The organism is Paenibacillus sp. BR1-192 (assembly GCF_029542445.1).
Classification (GTDB): domain Bacteria; phylum Bacillota; class Bacilli; order Paenibacillales; family Paenibacillaceae; genus Paenibacillus_AQ; species Paenibacillus_AQ lautus_A.
In genome coordinates, this window is sequence record NZ_CP120718.1 from 625,244 (window position 1) to 644,824 (window position 19,581).

Sequence of the window (19,581 nt, forward strand, 5' to 3'; positions counted from 1 at the left end):
TTGAATAATTCGGTGGTTATATTGTAGCCGGATTAACAGAAGTTGGCAAGATGTTGAATGCAAGGCCTGTCTCTACATTTTGCACAAGAAAAAACAAGGTCAACCCTGTATACGGGATGACCTTGATATTATCGGGCGACAACCGCCGGAATGCCGTTGCAGTCAAGACCTTTGTCGGCAGATTCGTTTCGGGAAGCGGCTGCATGGTTCGGATAATTTTTCAGCTCTGCATGTTTCGTGTGGTAACTTGCACGGGATAATGAAACGGAGATCAAGCGGATGCTTATTTCCACAGGGGCCTCGGGGTGAGGTATGACAGAGATTCGGCTGGCGATGGTAGCGTCTAACAGTTCATCTGCGGCGATTTTGGATCCAGTTGCATGAATTCGATCCGGTTGCCGTCCGGGTCCCTGGCCCAGCACTGCCAGTTGAAGTCTTTTCCTTGAACCGGCTCGACGTCCAGCTTCACGCCCTGCTTGCGAAGATGCTCCGCGATGCGCTCGATGTCTTCCACCTCAAGGCAGAGATGGGAGAATCCGACGGGCCGCTCTACACGGGCCGGTTTATTTTGTCCGCCGTAAAACAGCTCGATAAACTGTCCATCACGCACCTTAATGTACTCGATCCACGGTTCGCCCTGATCATTGGGAATATCAAAAGCACGGGTAAAACCAAGCACATTACAGTAAAAATGCAGGGATTTCTCCATATCGGCAACATCGAACGCCAGATGGGCAATTCCTTTAATCATGACGGCATTCCTCCTCGGTATGTATCAAAACATGAAATAAGATGATCTCTTATGTCCATTGTAACGCATTCTGTATACGCTTCCATATTTATTTGCGGCATCGGAAAAATAAAACCGGAATCCTGACTGAGCCACTCAGGCATGCAGCGGAAGCCTGTATGCGGATGCCAAAAAAACCCGAGGCCTGCGATAACAAGGCCTCGGGTTTGGGGGAGGATCCTCGTGCCGTGGCGACACGAGGATCCATTTGGCATATTCTGCTCATCAACGATCGTTTCAAATGTATCTGCCGCTATCAAACAGAGAAACCTTATACATAGGTCAGGCTGTCCAGAATTTCCTTCACGCTCAGCTCGGCGCAAGCCATGGAGGTATCGGCTACTCCATAATACATTCTCACGACATCGCCATCGACCAATGCGCCACAGGAGAAGACGACGTCTCCGAAGAATCCGTTCTTCTCATAATCGGCCTCGGGCTCCATGATCGGTTGATTGGAGCGGGCGATGACTTTGGATGGATCGTTCAGATCCAGCAGCAGGGCACCCATGCAGTAGCGGTGATCCAACGTTGCGCCATGGTACAGCTCCAGCCAGCCTTTTTCCGTGCGGAATGGTACGGCGCCGCCGCCCATGCGGCCGCTGTCCCACATGCCATCGCGCAGGCCTGCGAGATGTTTGTGGTTGCCCCAGTATACAAGATTATCGGATTCGGCGATCCACATTTCCGGGTTGCCCGTGCTCTTGGTCGTTGGACGGTGCAGCGCATAGAATTTGCCGCCTATTTTCTCAGGAAAGATCAGGACGTCCTTGTTGTCCGGTCCGAAAATCATCCCGTGATGAGTGAAGTTCACAAAATCTCGCGTCGAAACCATGGATTCGCCTACGCCTACCGGAGAAACAGCAGAGAAGTAGATGTAATACGTATCGCCGATCTGTGTAACGCGCGGGTCTTCGATACCGAAAGCTTCCAGCGTCTGTGCGGGATATACCAGCGGCTTGTCGTCGATGGTAAAGCGATGCCCGTCCGTGCTGCGTGCCACTCGAATATAGGATAAGGAGGTCAAATATTCGAAGGTAGCGCTGTGGTTCACATTACGAATGACACGGGGGTCAGAGAAATCATAACGAGCATCGTCGGTGCGGAATTCCAAAATGTCCAGCTTCTGTGTTTCAGCATGGAATACAGGCGCTTTGACAATCATCGGATTGGTGCTAATCGGGCGCTCCGCGACCCGAAGCAGCAGCAGCACTTCGCCGTTATATTCGGCAACGCCTGCATTGAAGGCGCCAATGACTTCGAAGCCGTCATGATACGGCTTCACGTCGGCCGGTGTAATCAGAGGGTTCTCCTCATATCTGTATATATTCATGGTTGTTTACCCCTATCCAATGTTCTTATTTATTTGGGAACGGCTTCTCTTACTGTTCGAATTTGAGGAACGGATCCTGAATGGTTATGCGATGCGCTTCCGCATCGCTGATGCCGGCATAGAGATCGGCGGTGCCGTCAGCATGGCGAACGAGGCCTCCGCTAAACACGACGTCAGCGAGATCCGGACGTTTGGTTTCACCCGGCAGGAATTCGGCGCGTACGGCAATCAATTCCATATCGCTAAACTCGCCCGTCTGCGGGTCTAGCGCAAACGCCATCGGATAATAGTGGCGATCCCCGGCTTCGTCGAAGCTGGCAACATGGCCAAGCACGCCGACAAGCCCATTGCTCAACAAGTGCAGCTCGTTGGCCCCGCCCCATTCCGCATCGATGAATTGGTCACCCAGAAGGGGGGCATCGTTAACGAGTTCTACCGTCACGTCTTCCAGCGAGCTCACCTTGGTAAACCCGATTTTACCTCGGCCGCCTTTTTCGCCTTGAGGACGAGTAAACACGCCGATTTCGCCGCCTGCCAGCTCCGTGAGACGCAAATCCTTCATCGCGTCGGGACCCGTGAAGAAAAGGGAGAGCTCGTTCAGCGTTTGGCCTTTCCGGAATACGGTTCTCCACATCAGTGCATTCTCCATCGTGGGGTGAGGGAAGATTTCAACGCCACCCAGAACCAGTTCGCCATGAATGAAGGTAAAGAACGGATCCTGAAGCGTAAAGACAGGGGCGCCTTCTTTCGGTACCCAGGTGCCGTCCTGCTCCACGAAGAAGCGGATTTCGGAATGCTCGCTGTCTCGCGACTCCACCCGGCCTGCAATGACGGTGACTCCGTCAATCCTGAAGGGAGCCGTGATATTATATACGTCTTTGTCGCCTACACCCGAAAACGAAAGCTTGACCGGGTTCTGGACCGTGGATTTTTTGCTTTGATATTCTTGCAGCAGGGTTGCGCAAGTTTTTACTGAGGATTTGTTTAATGCCACCGTATGATGCCTCCTTATATAAACCATAAATAATTGCGTCTTAGGATACCCATACCGCAGCTGTGTGCGGTGGGACTTCGATTACCGATCCGCCGAGGGATACCATCTCGCCGCTTGCAGCAGCCAGCTCCAGCCTCTGGTCTGACCAATCGGACAGGTCCAGCCGAAGCGGCTGATAACCGAATTGAAGGACAATGACGGCTTCCTCGCAGCCGGATCGTTTGGTATAAGCGATTGCCGATCCCTCCAATTGCTCCAGCTTTACGTAATCGCCGGAAGAGAGGGCGGTATGCTGGACACGAAGCGAAAGCAGCTTTTTATAAAAAGAATACATGGAATCCGGCTGCTCCAGTTGTGCTTGCGCGTGGATCTGTTCGTGCCCGGGCCCCATCCCGATCCAAGGTGTTTGATCCGAGAAGCCGCCGTAACGATCACCGTTCCATTGCATGGGGGATCGGGAGTAGTCGCGGCTCTTGGCCCGGGCCAAGTCCAAAGCCTCCTCTTCCGTTCTTCCATTCTGAATTGCGGCTTCGTAGTGGCCGATGCCCTGGATATCCCTCATGTCCTCGATCCGGTGCGCGATATGGTTCCTCATCCCGATCTCGTCGCCATAATAGATGAACGGAACGCCCTTCGCCGTTAACATGAGGGCTGCCATCAGTTTGGCTCGCTGCTCCTCGAGCTGCGCATCGTCTTCGCCAAATCTCGAGATGTGGCGCTGCATATCATGGCTGCTGAAGAACAAGGTAGGGAGCTGATCGGATGCATGCTGGTCTTCCATGCGTTTAATCTCCCTATATAAATCCTCCGGCCGAAATTGCTCCTGACTTCCCAGGTTGAAATTGAAAACCACATCGAGAAGGCCGCTGCCGCTGTAGCGGAGCAGGATGTCCATATCCTCGGAACCGACTTCACCTACCATAAAAATGCCTTCCCGTTCATGCACGTAACGGCAAATGTCGCCGAGCGCCTCCACAATCCCGTCCTGGTTCTGATCGTACCGGTGGATCTGTTCGCCGTTATCATCTACCGGATTATCCTGAAAATCACCGGAGACCTTTAGGAAATTGATGACGTCCAGCCGGAAGCCGTCGATCCCTTTATCCAGCCAAAATCCCATAACATCCTTCATGGCTTTCCGGACTTCCGGGTTGGCCCAATTCAGATCCACCTGTTCCTTGGCAAAGGCATGGTAATAGTACTGCCCCGTGCCTTCATCCCATTCCCAGGCGCTGCCCCCAAAGAAGGACTCCCAGTTATTCGGTGTCTCTTGATTAACGGGAGACCTCCAGATATACCAGTCGCGCTTCGGAGAAAGGGAGGAGGATTTGGACTCCTGGAACCAGGCATGGGCTGATGAGGTATGGTTCAGCACGAGATCCACAATGACCCGGATACCCCGCCGATGGGCTTCATGAATGAAACCATCGAAATCTTCCATCGTTCCGTATTCCGGATCGACGGCATAATAATCCGAAATATCGTAGCCGTTATCGATCTTGGGCGATTGATAGAAGGGGGTCAGCCAAATTCCGCCGATTCCGAGTTCCTTCAGGTAATCCAGCTTGGAGGTGATCCCCTTAAAATCTCCGACGCCATCCCCATTGCCGTCACAGAAGCTTGGCATGTAAATTTCATAAAAGACGGTTTCTTGCCACCACTTTTTTTGGTTTCTGTCCATACGTTTCCACTCCCGGATGAAAGCTGTTTTCATCCCTTTATTTAAGAGAAGCCCGGATAGGCAGGTTGTAAAGTACAAACCCTCATATTCGAGCTTCCTGCAACGTTCTGATGCGTCATTTGAAGCCACCAGCGTTTTATTTGAGACTGAACTGCATGCCTTCCTTGAACTTTTTACCGAAGATCGCGAACATGATAATAATCGGCACGGTGAGCAGGACGGATGCCGCATAGAGCGGACCCGGGTAACTGCCGTATGGCCCGAACATCTGGGACAAGAGTACGTTGAGCGTCAGCATGTCGTCGCTGCGGACAACGATCATGTCCCATAGAAGCTCGGTCCAACGCTCCATCAGCAAGAAGAGGAAGATCACCGTAGTGATGGATTTGGACATGGGCAGCATGATTTTGTACAAAATCTTGAAATCCGATGCCCCATCCAGCTTCGCTGCTTCGATAAAAGCATCCGGTACGGCTTTGAAAAAGTTGGTGTACATGAAGATCGCCCATAAACTGACGGCCTTCGGAATGATCATAGCCCAGTACGTATCGTAAAGTCCCACCTTCTGAATAATGAGAAAGTTCGGAATCAGCAGAATGATCGCCGGGAAGAACATATGGAACAACACGAAGTTATTCACGGTGTTGCGTCCCCGGAATTTCAATTTGGACAGCGCATAGGCCACCATGATTCCGAACAGCATCATAAGGAAGGTGGAGGCTACCGAGACGATGACGCTGTTGAAGAAGGCGTTCATCCATGGCCGGGCAATGCCAACCTCGCCTCCGGTAAGAAGCCATTCATAGGATTTTAACGAGAATTTGCTTGGAACGAGCTGCCTGTCCACCTGCGCCCAATCGGCAAAAGAGTTGAGCACCATGTACAAGTAGGGGTACACCATGACGAGAAGCAGAAGGGTTGCCAGTACATAGCGGCCCGCGAGACGACGTTTACTATTTTTCTTAGACCCAACCATTTCGTTTCCCCCAGCTTTCCAGCAGTTTACGAATCACGAAGATGGAGATGAACGTTACGATGGATGCCATAATGGCAATCGCAGACGCGTATCCGGCTTGCAAATTCGTAAAGGCTTGATTAAAGATTTCCATCTGCCATGTATTGGTTGCAAAGTTCGGTCCGCCGCCTGTCAGCTGGTAAACTTCCGTGAAGATACCGAAGGTTACGCCGAACGAGAGAATGAGCGTTGTATACAGGGCAGGGTACAAGAGCGGCAGCGTGATTTTCCAGAATCGCTGCCTGTCGGTTACCCCATCAATGGCAGCTGCTTCATAAACTTCCTTATCAATGCTTTCAAGCCCCGAGGTCAGGATCAAGGCATAATAACCCGTGAACTTCCAGGCCAAAATCAGACCGACGATAAACAGCGCCGAGAACGGTGAGCCGAGCCAGTCGATATTGATCCCGAATGTGCCTCTCAAGAATTCATTGACCGGACTGTTGTAGGACAGAAAGCCCTGTACAATCAGGGATGCAACAACACCAGAGGACAGATACGGCAGAAAGAAGCCGATCAGGTACACGCTTTTGAACTTGGGCAGTCCCTGTATAACAACGGCGACGGCGAGCGACATCGCGGTTACCAATGGAACAAACAGCATCATGAACTTGTAGGTAACCCAGAACGCGGATTGCACCCCGGGTGCGGCCATGGCTTTTCGGAAATTATCCAGCCCTACAAAATCAAATTCGGGAGCAATCAGGTCCCAATTCGTAAAAGAAAGGTACAAGGACCAAAGGAGCGGCCCCAGGAAAAATACCAATCCGAAAATAATGTAGGGACTGGCAAAAAGCCAGCCCAACTTATTGTTTTGCTTATTAATCATGATTAAAGTTCACCTTCAATCGCTTTCTTCATGTTATTCCAACCGGTTTGCGGATCGATCTCCCCGCGGATGACCTTATTAAATGCTTCTTGTCCGATCAAGGTTTGAAGCTCATTGAACTTCGGATTATCCATGGCTGGAACGCCTTTGGACACCGCTTCCGCATAAGGAGCCAGTTCCGGTTTCTCGGCGAGGATCTGCTTGAAGCCTTCCACTTCGTTCAGATCATCGCGTGCCGGAGGCAGGTTGGTTTGCTTGAACCATTTCACGTCATTTTCGTCGTTGGAATAAACCCATTTCAGAAATTCAGCGGCAGCTTGCTGCGATGCTTCGGGAGCGGCGGAGAAGATAACCAAACCTTTTGCGTCCGCGTAGGTTTTTGCATCTGCCGGATCCATATGATCCGGTACCGGAGGCAGGGTCAGGGTGAAGTTTTCTCCATATTTCAGTTCAGGATACTTCGTTGCCCACATATCGAATGTCCAAGGACCGATATCGGTGAAGACCCCCGCACCGGTTTCGAAAGGATCGGTTGCATTCTGCGCCAATACACCGCCAGCTTTACGAAGGTCATCAACGAAAGTCAGCATTTCCACGCCAGCTTTATCGTCCGCAACAAGGCTTTGGCCTTCGATAAATTTGTTGCCGTCGGAAGCTGCGTTGTAGAGCAAGAAGAAATCGAACCAGCGTTTCCAGGCCGTAGGGTCTGCAAGGTCGGCGCCTTTAGCCCACATATATTTATCCGGATATTTCGCTTTCAGCTTCGTTGTGGCTTCCAGAACTTCACTGTACGTTTGAGGAGGCTCATTATATCCGATCTCTTTCAAGAAATCCGTTCGCCATCCGATCAGCATCGGGTTAGAGTAGATCGGCAATACATATTGGTGGCCGTCTGCGAATTCCCAAGGAGCGATCGTTTCGGTCATGTTACGGGACTCGACCATTTCCTTAAATTGCGGCAGTTCATCAAGAGCTACAAGCGCTTTACTGTTGGACAGCTGTGCGGCGAATCCACGGTTGATATTCTCCGCGACCGTCGGTGCATTCCCACCTGCTATGGCAGCCTGAATACTTGCCTCAGAGCTTGGTGATTCTTTAATTGCACTAACGTTAACTTTTACGTCCGGATTCACGGTTTCGTACTCTTTGGCCATCTCTTGCCAGAATGCTTGCTGCGGCGGGTTCGGTGCCGCCCAGAATTCGACGGTGGTAACGCCGTCTGCACTTTGACCGCCGTTGCTGCCGCCATTACCACAAGCAGCGAGTACCGTTCCACCTACCAATGAGATTGCTAGAAGCAAAGAAATTCTTGATTTTTTCATATTGACCCTTCCTCCTAAATGCAATAGGTCTTCCAATAAAGGAAGTTGACATTGCTAATTTTGTAACGTTACAAAATGTAATTACAAATTACTGAAAGCGTTATATTCACATTATTGTTCATTACACATAGGTTTGTCAACGCTTTAACCCCTAAAATACGACAAACAATTAATTCCTGTGAGGTAAATCACATAAATATAGTGCTTTACATAATTATTTTGTAACGTTAAAATAATGTTTGTAATGTTCGAGCGTGAGCTTTCAAATCTCTGATTGTTTTCGGTATAGTATGATGAGAATCCATTCGTCCTATACAACTATTCTTACTATAAAGAGAAAGGAACGTTATCCTTGACCAAGCCAAAAGTTACGATGCAGGATATCGCAGACTACTTGCAAATCTCCAAGAATTCGGTTTCGCAAGCATTATCAGGTAAAGGCGGTGTCAGCGAGGAGACGCGCAAGCTCATCATGCAAACGGCCGATGAGCTCGGCTACGTCTATACCGGAAATCGCAAACGATCCTCGGATCAAGAGGACGAGGAAGAATCTACAGGCAGTATTGCTCTAGTAGCAACGGATTTTGCCTTCTCTATGCGGGGCTTTTTCGGGGAAATCTACCTTACTATAGAAAATGAAGTGCAGAAGAGAGGGAAGAAGCTGCTGATCCAATCCATTTCCCAGCAGATGATGAAGGATCAGACGCTGCCCCCTTTTATCGAGGGAAGGGAAGTCGACGGGATCTTGATCCTTTCGCATCTTAGTACCGAATATATGAACACATTGATCGATACCGGTATTCCTACCGTGCTCATCGATCATCACCATCCGGATGTGCAAGCCGATGCCATTCTTACGAACAACCGGTTCAGCGCCTATCATGTCGTTAAGTATCTCTATGAGCTGGGACATGCACGCATTGGCTTTGTTGGCAATACGTCCTTCTCCCCAAGCTATTATGAACGTCTGGAAGGTTTCAAGCTTGCCCATCATGAACTCGGCATGGAGCTGCACCCGAAATGGATTCTTAGCGATGCGCTGGAAGATCAGGAATTTATGGAGAAGCGGCTGCAGGGGCTGGACGAACAGCCGACTGCCTGGTTCTGCGTGAATGACGGTCTCGGGTTTATCGTGAATTCGACCATTTATAATATGGGCTATTCGATTCCGGGCGATATTTCCATTGTCAGCTTTGATAACGGACAGCTTTCCAGATTGGCTACGCCCAAGACAACCACCATGGGAGTGGACCTGAGACTATTCGGTCAAACGGCGATCCGGCAACTGTTTTGGCGGATGAAGCAGCCGGATGCGCCGCATATGGAGCTGCTGCTGCCGACAACACTCATTGAACGTGATTCCACATCGGCCCCGCGTAATTAACATAATGAATCGATAATTTCGGGATGGAGGCTTATTTACAACATGACCATTCAAGCACAAGAACAAGCTGTACAGGCATATGAACGATGGCTGAACAGCCGGGTGATTGACGAAGCGTCCAAGGATGAGCTTCACGCTATTGCACATAACGAGAGCGAAATCGCAGACCGTTTCTATAAGGAACTGGAATTCGGAACCGGCGGACTGCGGGGAGTGATCGGTGCGGGCAGCAACCGGATCAATATCTATACCGTGGGGAAAGCAACCCAAGGGCTTGCTGCTGTGTTAAAACAGGAGTCCGAATCGCCATCGGCTGTGATTGCGTACGATTCCAGGCAGTTCTCTCCCGAACTTGCGCTTGAAGCGGCACTTGTGCTCGCAGGGAATGGCGTTAAGGCTTATGTATTTGAAACTCTTCGTCCGACGCCCGAATTGTCGTATGCCGTGCGGCATCTGAACGCAGAGGCGGGAATCGTGATTACCGCAAGCCATAATCCGCCGGAATATAACGGATATAAGGTGTACGGTTCGGATGGGGGACAGATTACGCCCGATACGGCAGCCAGAGTGATTAAGGAGATCGGGCATGTCGCTTCTTTTGAAGAAATCCGTAAGCTGGACCGGGCAGAGGCGGAAGGGAGCGGCCTGCTCGTATGGCTCGGCCAAGAGATCGATGATGCTTATACCCTCGCCGTTGCAGGCGTAAGCCAAAATCACGGAATCATACCTGAAGCCAGCAGCAATTACCGAATCGTATTTACGCCGCTGCATGGAACCGGTAACGTTCCTGTACGTGCGGTACTGAAGCATCTAGGTTTTCAGCATGTGGATGTCGTGCCGGAACAAGAACAACCGGATGCCAATTTCTCAACCGTGCAATCGCCTAACCCCGAAGAACATGCCGCATTTGAGATTGCCATCGCCCAAGCCAAGGTAAGCGCGGCTGACCTCATTCTCGGAACCGACCCCGATGCGGACCGCATGGGGGCCGTCATTCAGGATGATCAAGGACAGTATTTCATCCTTAGCGGCAACCAGTCCGGTGCCATCATGGTGCACTACTTGCTGGAATCCATGAAGAACAAAGGTACCCTTCCGCAGAACGGCGCGATCATCAAGACGATTGTGACCAGCGAAATGGGAGCTGCCATTGCGGCTGCATACGGTATGACCGTGTTCAACACGCTGACCGGGTTTAAATACATCGGGGAGAAAATGACGCAGTTCGAGAAGACCGGAGCGTTTGAATTTATTTTTGGTTATGAGGAGAGTTACGGTTATCTTGCCGGCAGCTATGCCCGTGATAAGGACGCTGTCGTTGCAGCCATGCTCATAGCCGAGGCGGGTGCTTACTATAAAGCGCAAGGTAAGACTTTATATGAAGTGCTTCAAGAGTTATACCGAACCTACGGCTATTTTGCCGAGAAGCTGGAGACGAGAACGCTTAAGGGCATTCAAGGCGTACAACTGATTGCAGGCATCATGAGCGCTTGGCGTGAATCGGCACTGAGCGAAGTGTCGGGGATTAAACTCAGCGAAACAGAGGATTTCAGCCTGGGACTATATGGTCTGCCACAAGAGAATGTGTTGAAATTCCATCTTGCGGACGGCAGCTGGTTCTGCCTTCGTCCGTCCGGCACGGAGCCGAAGATCAAGTTGTATTTTGCTGTTCAGGGCAGCACGTATGAAGAGGCGCAGGCTAAGATCGCTGCGCTTACGCAAGATGTAATGGCTCGAATTGATGCTTATATCGAACAGCACCAGAAATAGAAAAAGGACTGAACCCGATCGTTCGCTTCGGAACGGAAGGGTTCAGTCTTTTTGGATATCGGCCAGCCTTTGGAAGGCAGGCCGATATCGTATGGCGCACAGCAGGCAAAAGCTGCGATAATCATTGTATTCATGATTCCAGAAACCGCTATGTTTCACCTAACCGCTTTGTAAATCGAGCTATTTAGTAGAACGAATTGCCCCTAGCGCCTGTGATGCACCGGGACTTCTTTGCGACCCTGTTTCATGGGTGCCTGGCATAATGGACAGGACTTGCTCTCCCGATCCCTTGTGTTAACAGGGATACGTGCGTTGACTCGCTGCCAGCCCTTGCAATTAGGGCTGGTGCACAGCCATACGTCGACGATTTCCGTCGCGGCGGGAGCAGCCGGAGACTGCGGCTCGGGAGCAGAGCTCGACCCTGACCGTGAACCTGAACCGAAACGTTGGCTCGTCTGGTTAACGGCGCTCCCGGTCCTTCGTCCGGCAGAAGCGGAAGGCGATGAAGGCTTGGCCGAGGTTTCTATGCGGATCGTACGTTGCGCCGTAAAGGCTGTGCGGGCCGCTGAACCTGCGCCCTTGTTCGGTATGCTGTTGCCCTGTTTGCTCTGTTCATCCGTGAGGAACACGTCCCGGAAGAAGCGGGAAACCTCCGCTTTCCGTCCGCGATAAAAGCCCGGGGAGCTGATCACCAGTTCATCCCGTGCTCTGGTGATGGCTACATAAGCCAATCTGCGTTCCTCTTCCAGCGCATCCAAGGCCTTATCCTCTTTGTCAGACAGCGGGCGCTGATCGTCCCAGCGCTCAGCGTCCAAAGCGGACGTATGCGGCAGAATGCCCTCGCTCGCTCCGATCAGGCACACCGAGGGAAATTCCAGCCCCTTGGATTTATGGATGGTCATTAAGCGGACGGCATCGGCATGCTCATCCCGTTTCATGGCCGCCATTTCCTTATGGATGATGATCAGCCGGTCGACAAATCCGACGAATTCAGCGATATCGCCAAAGCGCTTCGCGGAAGCCTCCAGTTCATCCAGCCCTTCTTGAATGAATTCCTTATGGAGGGTGATCTCCTGCCGCTCGTCGGCCTCCAGGAATTTATCGTAGAATTGCCGCCTCATTTCCTGCACGGCCTGAAGGGGTTCCATCGCCTTCAGGCTCTTGATGAGCTTGGAGCGTTCCCTTATATTCTCGATCTGGAAATCCTTCAGCCCGGGGAAGGAAAGAAGGTGCGACAGAGGCCCTTTCTTGGGCCGCGGAGCATCCTGCTGCCGGATGAAAGCCATGCCCTTGTCGCGGTTGATGTACAGCGTATGAAGCATGCCCTCCATCGCCGTGAAATTGCGCCGGTCCAGCGACAGACGCAGATGATCCATGAGCGGCTTGACGATCCACTGCTCGTAGAACAGATCCCCATTCTCATAATGTATGAACGGAATTTCCCGCATCACGAGCTGCTCGAAGATCGCCCGGCTGTTGTTTGCGGTGCGATAGAGAATGGCATGGTCGCGGTACTGCTTCCCGTGCTCCCGGACCTGCTCGGTGATATGGGTCAGCAGCAGCTCCGCTTCTTGATCGGGATCGCCGGGTCGAAGGTAGAGCGGTACGCTGCTGCTCTTGCGGGTCGACCGCAGCTGCTTGGGGCGCCGCCGTTCATTGACGCGGATAATTTCGTTCCCCAGCCCGACGATCGAGGAGAGGGAGCGGTAATTGATATCGAGCGTCACGACCTTGGCCCCAGGAAACGTCTGGTCGAATTCCAGGATGAATTCGTTGCGCGCCCCGTTGAAGCCGTATATGGTCTGGTCATCGTCACCCACAACCATTAAATTGCGGTGCGGGGCGACGATTTTTTTGAGCAGCTCATAAGGCAGCAGTCCCGTATCCTGAAACTCGTCGACCATGACATAACGGTACCGCCTCTGAAGGGAGGCGAGCAGTCCGGAATCATGGGACAGCAGACGATAGGACAAGACCAGAATGTCGTCGAAATCCATCTGGCCATGCTCTTCCTTCCATGCTTCATACCGGGCAAAAACCTGCCGCTGTTCAACCTCGGCAGGCGTTTTGACAGGCAGCTCGTCAAGTCCGGTCATGCTCATCCGATGGGCGGACCACAGCGATAGCAGCGTCTCGGCTTCGTAGCTATCCTGCAAGCCCATTTCCCGCAGAATGCGCTTCATGATAAATTGCTGATGCCTGGCGTTGCTCAGGATTTCCTGCTTGTAGCCGCGGGTTCGCAGCAAGTACAGGAAGAAGGAATGGAAGGTTCTGGCCGTTACCTTGGCGGTTTCGCTGGACCTCAAGCCGGGAAGCGCCATGATGCGTTCCTTCATCTCGGCCGCCGCCTTGGAGGAGAAGGTGACAAGCAGGATGGAAGAAGGGTCGACGCTCTTGGCGGCAATAAGGTAGCCTGTCCGGCTGACCAGCACGGAGGTTTTGCCGGAGCCTGCGCCAGCAAGCGTAAGCAGCGGTCCTTGCGTATGTCGTACGGCTTGGATCTGGGCGCGGTTCAGCAGCAGTCCCTGGGATTCCAAGCCGCGAAAAAAAGCCGCATCCGGCGCGTCATCGCGGATCAGGTCCCGGCTGTTCTCGAAGGAAGCCAGCTTCGCAAACGGAATATCCTGACGCTCACCGCCGTACGGGCGTTTATAAAAGGGTATGGATGTCATGAAATTCACCAATCATTTCGTTTATCGTTTATCGTCTTACCAGTTTAACGGATTCTCGGAAGTCTGGCAAAGTGCAGGATATGGGTAAGCGCATGGGCGAAGCTCTTATGATTCATGGCATGAATCACCGTTCATGAGGGCTATGAGCATAAGCTTCACTCCCAACTTGATAGAGGGAGAAGGTGTTATATTAAGTAGGAATGTTCAAGAGTATCCATAATCCATGTAGGAGGAGGGATGTCATGCTGGTTGTTATTGCTTTGCTGCAGCTCATCATGATCGGCATTTTGCTGAACATCAACAGCAAGCTGAAACCGCGCGATTATATTGCTGACGCGATGGAGAGGGACCGCCAAATCCGGGAGGAGCGGGAGAAGAAGCAGCAAATGGAGCAATGGTCCCACGAGTCAAGCGCAGGCAGCAGGGATCATTCATGACCTGAATCTTTTATATGACTAACGAAAAATCCCGGACTTGCCATAAAGGAAGAAGTCCGGGATATCTGCGCCCTAATAGTCATCTTGCATATCGTGCGCATCGATCCCTGTACGCACGGAGCGTGGCCGGGGCATGCTTGGAGGGCTGACGGCCCTCACTTCATGTTGCAAGCCAATTACAGTATACGGCACTCGCCATCGACCATCACTCGATCCAATTCCACAGCCGCACTTCCCCGACCCGCAGATTGTGGACCCAGGATACCTCGCGCAAGGTCAGCAGCTCTTTAACAGGGCCGGTAATGACGGCACCATAGAGGCGAACGCCGTTCTGTTCCACGTAAGCTAAAGAAGCGTCCACGTCAATGAAGGGAGCCACCCGTTCGGCAATCCGATCATACTCCTGCAGAAGCCGCAGCGATTTGATGAAGTGCTCATTCCGCAGCTCCCCGTCCCCGTAGGTGTCTACAGAAGGGTAATGTCCGCCGCTAAATGTGGTTTTGCTAAACCATCCCGTTTTTTGCTCCTGATAAGTAGTCACCGTATAATCGTCATGATGCCAGACGGGATAAGAAGGAAAGCCTACTGGATCGGTGATGACTCCATCATGATCGCCGAACCGGTCCTCCGGCCCGGTATCGACGGCAAACCAGACGGCCTCCATATTCCGGTCTTCGAATTGTTTCAGCAGCTCGTCGGTCGTGAAGAAACGGTTAAACGATACATAAGCCTCGGCCACGGTGCCTTCGGGAAGCTTTTCAAGCCTGGACCAATCGCCGCTCTTTGCAGAGGAGGGGCTAGCGTTCTGCTCATTTGACTGTTCGTTGGGTTCTTCTTGATTCGCGGATGAAGTCTCCGCAGAGCTATCCGGCCGGTAGAAAATCTGCGATGAACCCGAGCTGCCATTATTCCAATCCACATCGACGGACGGCAGCCCGAACAGGAAGTTGACGGTGTATTCGCCGACGGTCACGCGTTCGCTCCCTACCTTTTTGTCTATATCTCCGTACACTTCCTGCCGGAAGAAGGCTCTGACCTGGCTATTTAAACGTACGTCGATATTAGGCTTCGAGATCGAGATGGCGGAAGCGATGGCATCCCGATATTTATCGTTGCGGCTGGGATCGCCGACCCCGTAAAACAGCGCCGTAATGATCGAGCTGATGACGAATATCGCCAGAAACGCCGATATCACCGTCAACGTATTGGAAATTCTAGCCCGCCATTTGCCCCGGCGAACGATTCGCTTTTCTTTCTTGGGCGAGAGGCCGTTCTGACCGTCAGCGGCATGCGGGGGTGCGGCATCGCTCGAACGTTCGTTATCCATCATCTCGTTCACGTAAGCCTGGTATTCCTCCAGCTTCTCCATTTCCCGTTCGATTTCGTTTTTTTTCTCGTCATTCAGATTGCCCTCCGCATAGTCCTTCAGCCGCTGCTTGAATTCTTCGCTCATAAATTCCCGTCCTTTCGTTTCATGTCCCGCAGCCGCTGCCTGGCCCGAAATAACGTGATCTTGATATGGGATAAGGTGATGCCCATAATATCCGCCGCCTCCTGGTAGGTGAATTGATGAAAATCGACCAGGAGCACCGCTTGCCGCTGCTTCTCCGGAATATCGGCCAGCATTCGTCCGATTTCTCTGTGGACTTCTTGCTGGAGCAGGATGTTCTCGGGCGTATTCCGGTCTATCATCTGATCGAAAAATTCTGCGTCCCGGACGATGCTGCGGCTCGCCTTGCGCTGATAGTCCACGTAAGCGTTATGGGCAACCCGAAACAGCCATGGCTTGATTCGTTCTTCCTTCCAATCCTCGAGATACAAATAAGCCCGGTAAAAGGTTTCCTGCACCAGGTCCTCGGCCGTATGGTGATCGTAAGAGAGGGAGTACAAGTAACGATACACGTCTTTCACGTAATATTGATAAATCGATTCCAGACTGTTCAGTTTCATGTCCTCCCCTCTATGTAACACACGTATAACCAGGGCATAAGGTTACAGTTAGGCTGTGAAAAAATGACACGGGGCTTTTACCCGTAAATCGCTAAAGCAAAAGCAAAAGCCCGCCAAGTGAGCGGGCTTCCGATAGCATATGAAGGGCTGCATAGAGAAGGAGGCTGCCGTAAACGGTGGGGCTCACGACGCCTCTGCAGATTCGGACATCACTGGCTGTTCTTGTTGATGTAGGCCGTAAGCAATTTGTACTGCTTGCTGTCTTTTTCGGCATAGTCCAGCGCCGTCTTTCCGTAAGCGTCTTGAAGGGAGGCATCTGCCTTGTGCTGGTTCAGCAGCTTGTCGATGTAGAAGTCATTCTTGTGGATGACCGCCAGATGAAGCGGCGTCTGACCTTCGAAATTCGGCAGGTTGTAATCAAGCTCGCCGGCTTGGCCGTCCATCTGTACAAACGGGGCGTAAAGGGAAGAATCGCCGTCTAGAATCAAATAATGCAGCAGCCCGTTGCCGGTGGCTTCATCTTGCGAATACAGCCTCGCTTCACCGGCAGCGATAACGATATAAATCTTTTGCATATTCAATTCGCCGTTGACTTCGATCAGCTTGCCGAGGTTCTTCACCAAATGACGCTCGTGAGCAGGCGCTCCTTCGGACTCGGAAGGTGCAGTCGGGCCGACCGGGATCGCCTCTCCATTCGAGGATTGGGGAATAATTCCGATTCTCTCGGGACCGACGGAGCCGACCCGATATCCAAGCGCTTCCGAGAAGTCCCGCACGGGGACATACAGCTTGTTTTGTATGACTACCGGAGAATCCGACAGCCGGGCTTCCGATCCGTTGACCACAATTTTGGATTGGGATGGAAATGCCTTCAGATAAACGGCGGCACCAACGGCCGTACCGGCTGTCAGCGCCACGCCGAAGATCGCGCCGAGTGCAAAAGCAGGAACAGAAGAGAAACGTTTTTTCATAATATCCTCCCATGATCGCATATGGACTTTTACTCCATTATATACCAATGCGGTGTTATCTCCATTGAATATCCGGATCCAATAGGACGATTCTCTGCTCATCGACAGCCTTTTTCAGCAGATCTTCCTTCAGCTGCTTCGTACTGGTTATGACGTCAGGCTGGTTTGTCTTCATTTCCGTCGTCCGTTTATTCATGAAACGTTCGATCGATAGCATGTCCCGATATTCCGGCGGGGAGTAATCTTCCCAGTACTGATCTTCGCTGATGCCGATCGCATCCAGCATGCGCAAGTGCTGCTCTTGCACTTGTCGCGGCTGGCGCTCGAGCGTTTCCCGAAGCTGCCTTGCCCTCTGAGCCCCATCCTCCAGGCTTGCCGCAACGCCCTCTTCGTCAGCCAGCTGAAGCATCAATTCCTTTGCTGCCATTTCTTTGAGGATCGCGGAGTCATCAGGTAGGAGGGCGTCGCTCTTAGTGAGGTTGTCCTTGTAGGCGGTTAAATGTGTACGCGTGATGTAGGTGGCGCCGACTTGAATCAGCGCCTGACCGTTCAGGCTGTCGTTCCTGCGGTGCTTCCCGCCTGAGCGATGGGAAGCATCGGTAAAGTACAGGATGGTGCTTATCGTCAGGACGCTTGCTACGGCGATGCTAAGGATGGCGATGAATTTACGGTTTAATTTCATGCAGTCATTCCTCCTGGCATGAAGGTATGGAAGCTTCGATACTAATATAGACGTTTTATCAATCTGAAAGGTTCAACAAAAATATGAAAAAAACGCCTGAAAGCACAACATCAAAGTGCTTTCAGGCGCAGGCGGCCACCGTGATCGGACCGGCTTCGGGAGCGATGCTTATTTGCGAAGCAGGCGAGTTCTATGCGCGTAAATGATCGCTTTGTCCGCGAGAAATGCCGCGTAGAGCAGCAGGAAGACCGCATAGGGAAATCCGGTGCCGTCCAGGCTCGGAACGAGCCATTCGGCGGCAATGAAATACAGCAGCGTCAGCAGTACCGGCAGCTGCCGCTTCAGACGGTATTTCCAGACGGACCAGATGATGCCGGCGCCCCCGGCAAACAGCATGACCAGACGGACTGCATCCAAGGCGGATTGCACGATTTTTCTTGCTTCCTCGTTTCCGATGGCAGCCGCATATTTGGAGGTGCGGCCCGCAAATATGCTTCGGAACAGATGAACCAACGGATTGCCCTCGATGTATCTGGAATCCAGCCACAGCGCGGCGAGATTCCACGGACCGGACATATACCTCAATTTATTGAACAGCGGGATGTTCAGCCACCATGGAGACAAGATGAGCAGGTATCCCGCGCTAATGAGAAGGATCCCCCCGGTTACGATCTTGACCGGACTGCGGTATTTGATCCAGAAGGCAATGAACAATACAGGATACAGCAGCGCCTGGAGATTGTAGCAGGCCATAAGCGCCGTAAGCGCGCCGGCAGCCGCGTACCATCCCGCCTGCTTCAATTCAAGCGCTCCGATGATGGCGCAGACAAGAAGAAGCATCAAAGTCTGCATGGTCGTATCCGGCAGGATCAGGCGAACGGCGCCATAAGCCGGCCAGAATAGCGCATAAATCATGCAAGAGAGAAAAGCGATCCGCGTATTGAACATGTAGCGGGACAGCACAAACACCAAGTAGACGGAAAATGCATGAAAGAAGCATTGGAGCAGCTGATAGCCGATCAGGGCAGCTTCCATGCTTCCGAATATGGCGGTAAGTCCGGCAATCATAAGCGGCACACCGGGCATGACGCTGGTGGCATGCTCTTCCAGGTCTCCACCGGGGTGGCTGATCATGGCCGCACTTTGGATATACCGTTCTTCGATCACGCTGCTGATGCTGGGGGAACGTTCATGAAGACCGGTCAGCACCAGCAAACATGACATCACCAGAACCGCTGCTATCAGTACCAACAGCATCCTTCGCTGCACACGGTTTAAAGTCCATATGGAAAACAAAGGGTCCACTCCACTCTTTATATAATCTCTAGGGTTTAGATCAGAATACATACCCTTCTATACTAAAGAAAAAACGGGGAAATAAAAAGGCTCCGCCAAAACGGAGCCCATAAGTTCAAGTTACGCTGCAGTGATAAGGCCAGTTCCATTTTTAAAAGCCGCTGTGATACTTATCGTCGCTGGATGAACGCTTCTTCGACGTGCCATCCCGCTGCTTTTCTTCCTGGCGCTCCAGCCTGGCGTCTTCCATCGGAATCGGGTCCACATGCTGATCGCTCTCGAATTTGTCGAACAGGCTTTCTTGTTCCGTCGGATATTGTTCAGGGTGATCCATGTTGCCGGGACCATTGTGAAGCGGAAGATCCTTTTTCTTGTCAGCCACCGATCTCACCTCATTTAACGTTGTGATACTACCTTTATACCTTATTTGAGGAAGTATCAAACATCCCAAGAGA

18 protein-coding genes are annotated in these 19,581 nt (G+C 51.9%); 3 read left to right on the top strand and 15 right to left on the bottom strand.

What is annotated here, in order from left to right; translation table 11 throughout:
- Positions 1 to 128: 128 nt before the first annotated feature.
- From P0X86_RS02730 to P0X86_RS02765, 8 genes are all read right to left on the bottom strand, one after another.
- Positions 129 to 293 (bottom strand): hypothetical protein, encoded by a 165-nt coding sequence (locus P0X86_RS02730; RefSeq protein ID WP_277747721.1) that lies wholly within the window; start codon positions 291 to 293, stop codon positions 129 to 131.
- Positions 294 to 343: 50 nt separating this feature from the next.
- On the bottom strand, positions 344 to 751 hold the full coding sequence (locus P0X86_RS02735) for a VOC family protein (protein ID WP_213580102.1): 408 nt from the start codon (positions 749 to 751) through the stop codon (positions 344 to 346).
- A gap of 310 nt (positions 752 to 1,061) precedes the next feature.
- Positions 1,062 to 2,123: a BtaManbiosPhlase gene (locus tag P0X86_RS02740; RefSeq protein ID WP_277747722.1), complete on the bottom strand. Its 1,062-nt coding sequence runs from the start codon at positions 2,121 to 2,123 to the stop codon at positions 1,062 to 1,064.
- Positions 2,124 to 2,172: 49 nt separating this feature from the next.
- Positions 2,173 to 3,144 (bottom strand): MTP-1 family protein, encoded by a 972-nt coding sequence (locus P0X86_RS02745; protein ID WP_481858272.1) that lies wholly within the window; start codon positions 3,142 to 3,144, stop codon positions 2,173 to 2,175.
- Between the two features lie 13 nt (positions 3,145 to 3,157).
- Positions 3,158 to 4,798 carry a glycoside hydrolase family 13 protein gene (locus P0X86_RS02750; RefSeq protein WP_277747724.1) on the bottom strand — a complete coding sequence of 547 codons (1,641 nt, stop codon included), beginning with the start codon at positions 4,796 to 4,798 and terminating at the stop codon, positions 3,158 to 3,160.
- 136 nt (positions 4,799 to 4,934) lie between these two features.
- Positions 4,935 to 5,774: a carbohydrate ABC transporter permease gene (locus P0X86_RS02755; protein ID WP_277747725.1), complete on the bottom strand. Its 840-nt coding sequence runs from the start codon at positions 5,772 to 5,774 to the stop codon at positions 4,935 to 4,937.
- Positions 5,761 to 6,639 carry a carbohydrate ABC transporter permease gene (locus P0X86_RS02760; RefSeq protein ID WP_235201867.1) on the bottom strand — a complete coding sequence of 293 codons (879 nt, stop codon included), beginning with the start codon at positions 6,637 to 6,639 and terminating at the stop codon, positions 5,761 to 5,763. Before P0X86_RS02760 ends, P0X86_RS02755 begins: the two co-directional genes overlap by 14 nt.
- 5 nt (positions 6,640 to 6,644) lie before the next feature.
- Entirely contained in the window at positions 6,645 to 7,964 is a 1,320-nt protein-coding gene (locus tag P0X86_RS02765; protein WP_277747726.1) for an ABC transporter substrate-binding protein, read from the bottom strand.
- A 352-nt stretch (positions 7,965 to 8,316) separates the two neighbouring features.
- Here P0X86_RS02765 and P0X86_RS02770 point away from each other — a divergent pair, with 352 nt between their 5' ends.
- Positions 8,317 to 9,348 carry a LacI family DNA-binding transcriptional regulator gene (locus P0X86_RS02770; protein ID WP_012818779.1) on the top strand — a complete coding sequence of 344 codons (1,032 nt, stop codon included), beginning with the start codon at positions 8,317 to 8,319 and terminating at the stop codon, positions 9,346 to 9,348.
- 42 nt (positions 9,349 to 9,390) lie between these two features.
- Complete coding sequence (locus tag P0X86_RS02775; protein ID WP_277747727.1) at positions 9,391 to 11,118, top strand: phospho-sugar mutase; 1,728 nt, start codon at positions 9,391 to 9,393, stop codon at positions 11,116 to 11,118.
- A 203-nt stretch (positions 11,119 to 11,321) separates the two neighbouring features.
- Here the strand turns inward: P0X86_RS02775 and P0X86_RS02780 are convergent, their stop codons facing one another.
- Positions 11,322 to 13,790 carry a UvrD-helicase domain-containing protein gene (locus P0X86_RS02780; RefSeq protein ID WP_277747728.1) on the bottom strand — a complete coding sequence of 823 codons (2,469 nt, stop codon included), beginning with the start codon at positions 13,788 to 13,790 and terminating at the stop codon, positions 11,322 to 11,324.
- A 242-nt stretch (positions 13,791 to 14,032) separates the two neighbouring features.
- Here P0X86_RS02780 and P0X86_RS02785 point away from each other — a divergent pair, with 242 nt between their 5' ends.
- Positions 14,033 to 14,227 carry a hypothetical protein gene (locus tag P0X86_RS02785; protein ID WP_277747729.1) on the top strand — a complete coding sequence of 65 codons (195 nt, stop codon included), beginning with the start codon at positions 14,033 to 14,035 and terminating at the stop codon, positions 14,225 to 14,227.
- Between the two features lie 205 nt (positions 14,228 to 14,432).
- On the opposite strand, the gene P0X86_RS02790 is transcribed toward P0X86_RS02785, so the two are convergent.
- From P0X86_RS02790 to P0X86_RS02815, 6 genes are all read right to left on the bottom strand, one after another.
- The gene (locus P0X86_RS02790; RefSeq protein ID WP_277747730.1) at positions 14,433 to 15,680 is read right to left on the bottom strand and encodes an anti-sigma factor; all 1,248 of its coding nucleotides are present in this window, start codon (positions 15,678 to 15,680) and stop codon (positions 14,433 to 14,435) included.
- The gene (locus P0X86_RS02795) at positions 15,677 to 16,177 is read right to left on the bottom strand and encodes a sigma-70 family RNA polymerase sigma factor (RefSeq protein ID WP_192569868.1); all 501 of its coding nucleotides are present in this window, start codon (positions 16,175 to 16,177) and stop codon (positions 15,677 to 15,679) included. The genes P0X86_RS02790 and P0X86_RS02795 overlap by 4 nt, the downstream gene beginning before the upstream one ends.
- 209 nt (positions 16,178 to 16,386) lie before the next feature.
- Complete coding sequence (locus P0X86_RS02800; RefSeq protein ID WP_277747731.1) at positions 16,387 to 17,148, bottom strand: stalk domain-containing protein; 762 nt, start codon at positions 17,146 to 17,148, stop codon at positions 16,387 to 16,389.
- Between the two features lie 55 nt (positions 17,149 to 17,203).
- Positions 17,204 to 17,830, bottom strand: a complete 627-nt coding sequence (locus P0X86_RS02805; protein WP_277747732.1) for a phage tail tape measure protein — start codon at positions 17,828 to 17,830, stop codon at positions 17,204 to 17,206.
- Between the two features lie 168 nt (positions 17,831 to 17,998).
- Positions 17,999 to 19,087 (bottom strand): ArnT family glycosyltransferase, encoded by a 1,089-nt coding sequence (locus P0X86_RS02810; RefSeq protein ID WP_277748985.1) that lies wholly within the window; start codon positions 19,085 to 19,087, stop codon positions 17,999 to 18,001.
- 190 nt (positions 19,088 to 19,277) lie between these two features.
- Positions 19,278 to 19,508, bottom strand: a complete 231-nt coding sequence (locus tag P0X86_RS02815) for a hypothetical protein (protein ID WP_277747733.1) — start codon at positions 19,506 to 19,508, stop codon at positions 19,278 to 19,280.
- Positions 19,509 to 19,581 lie beyond the last annotated feature (73 nt).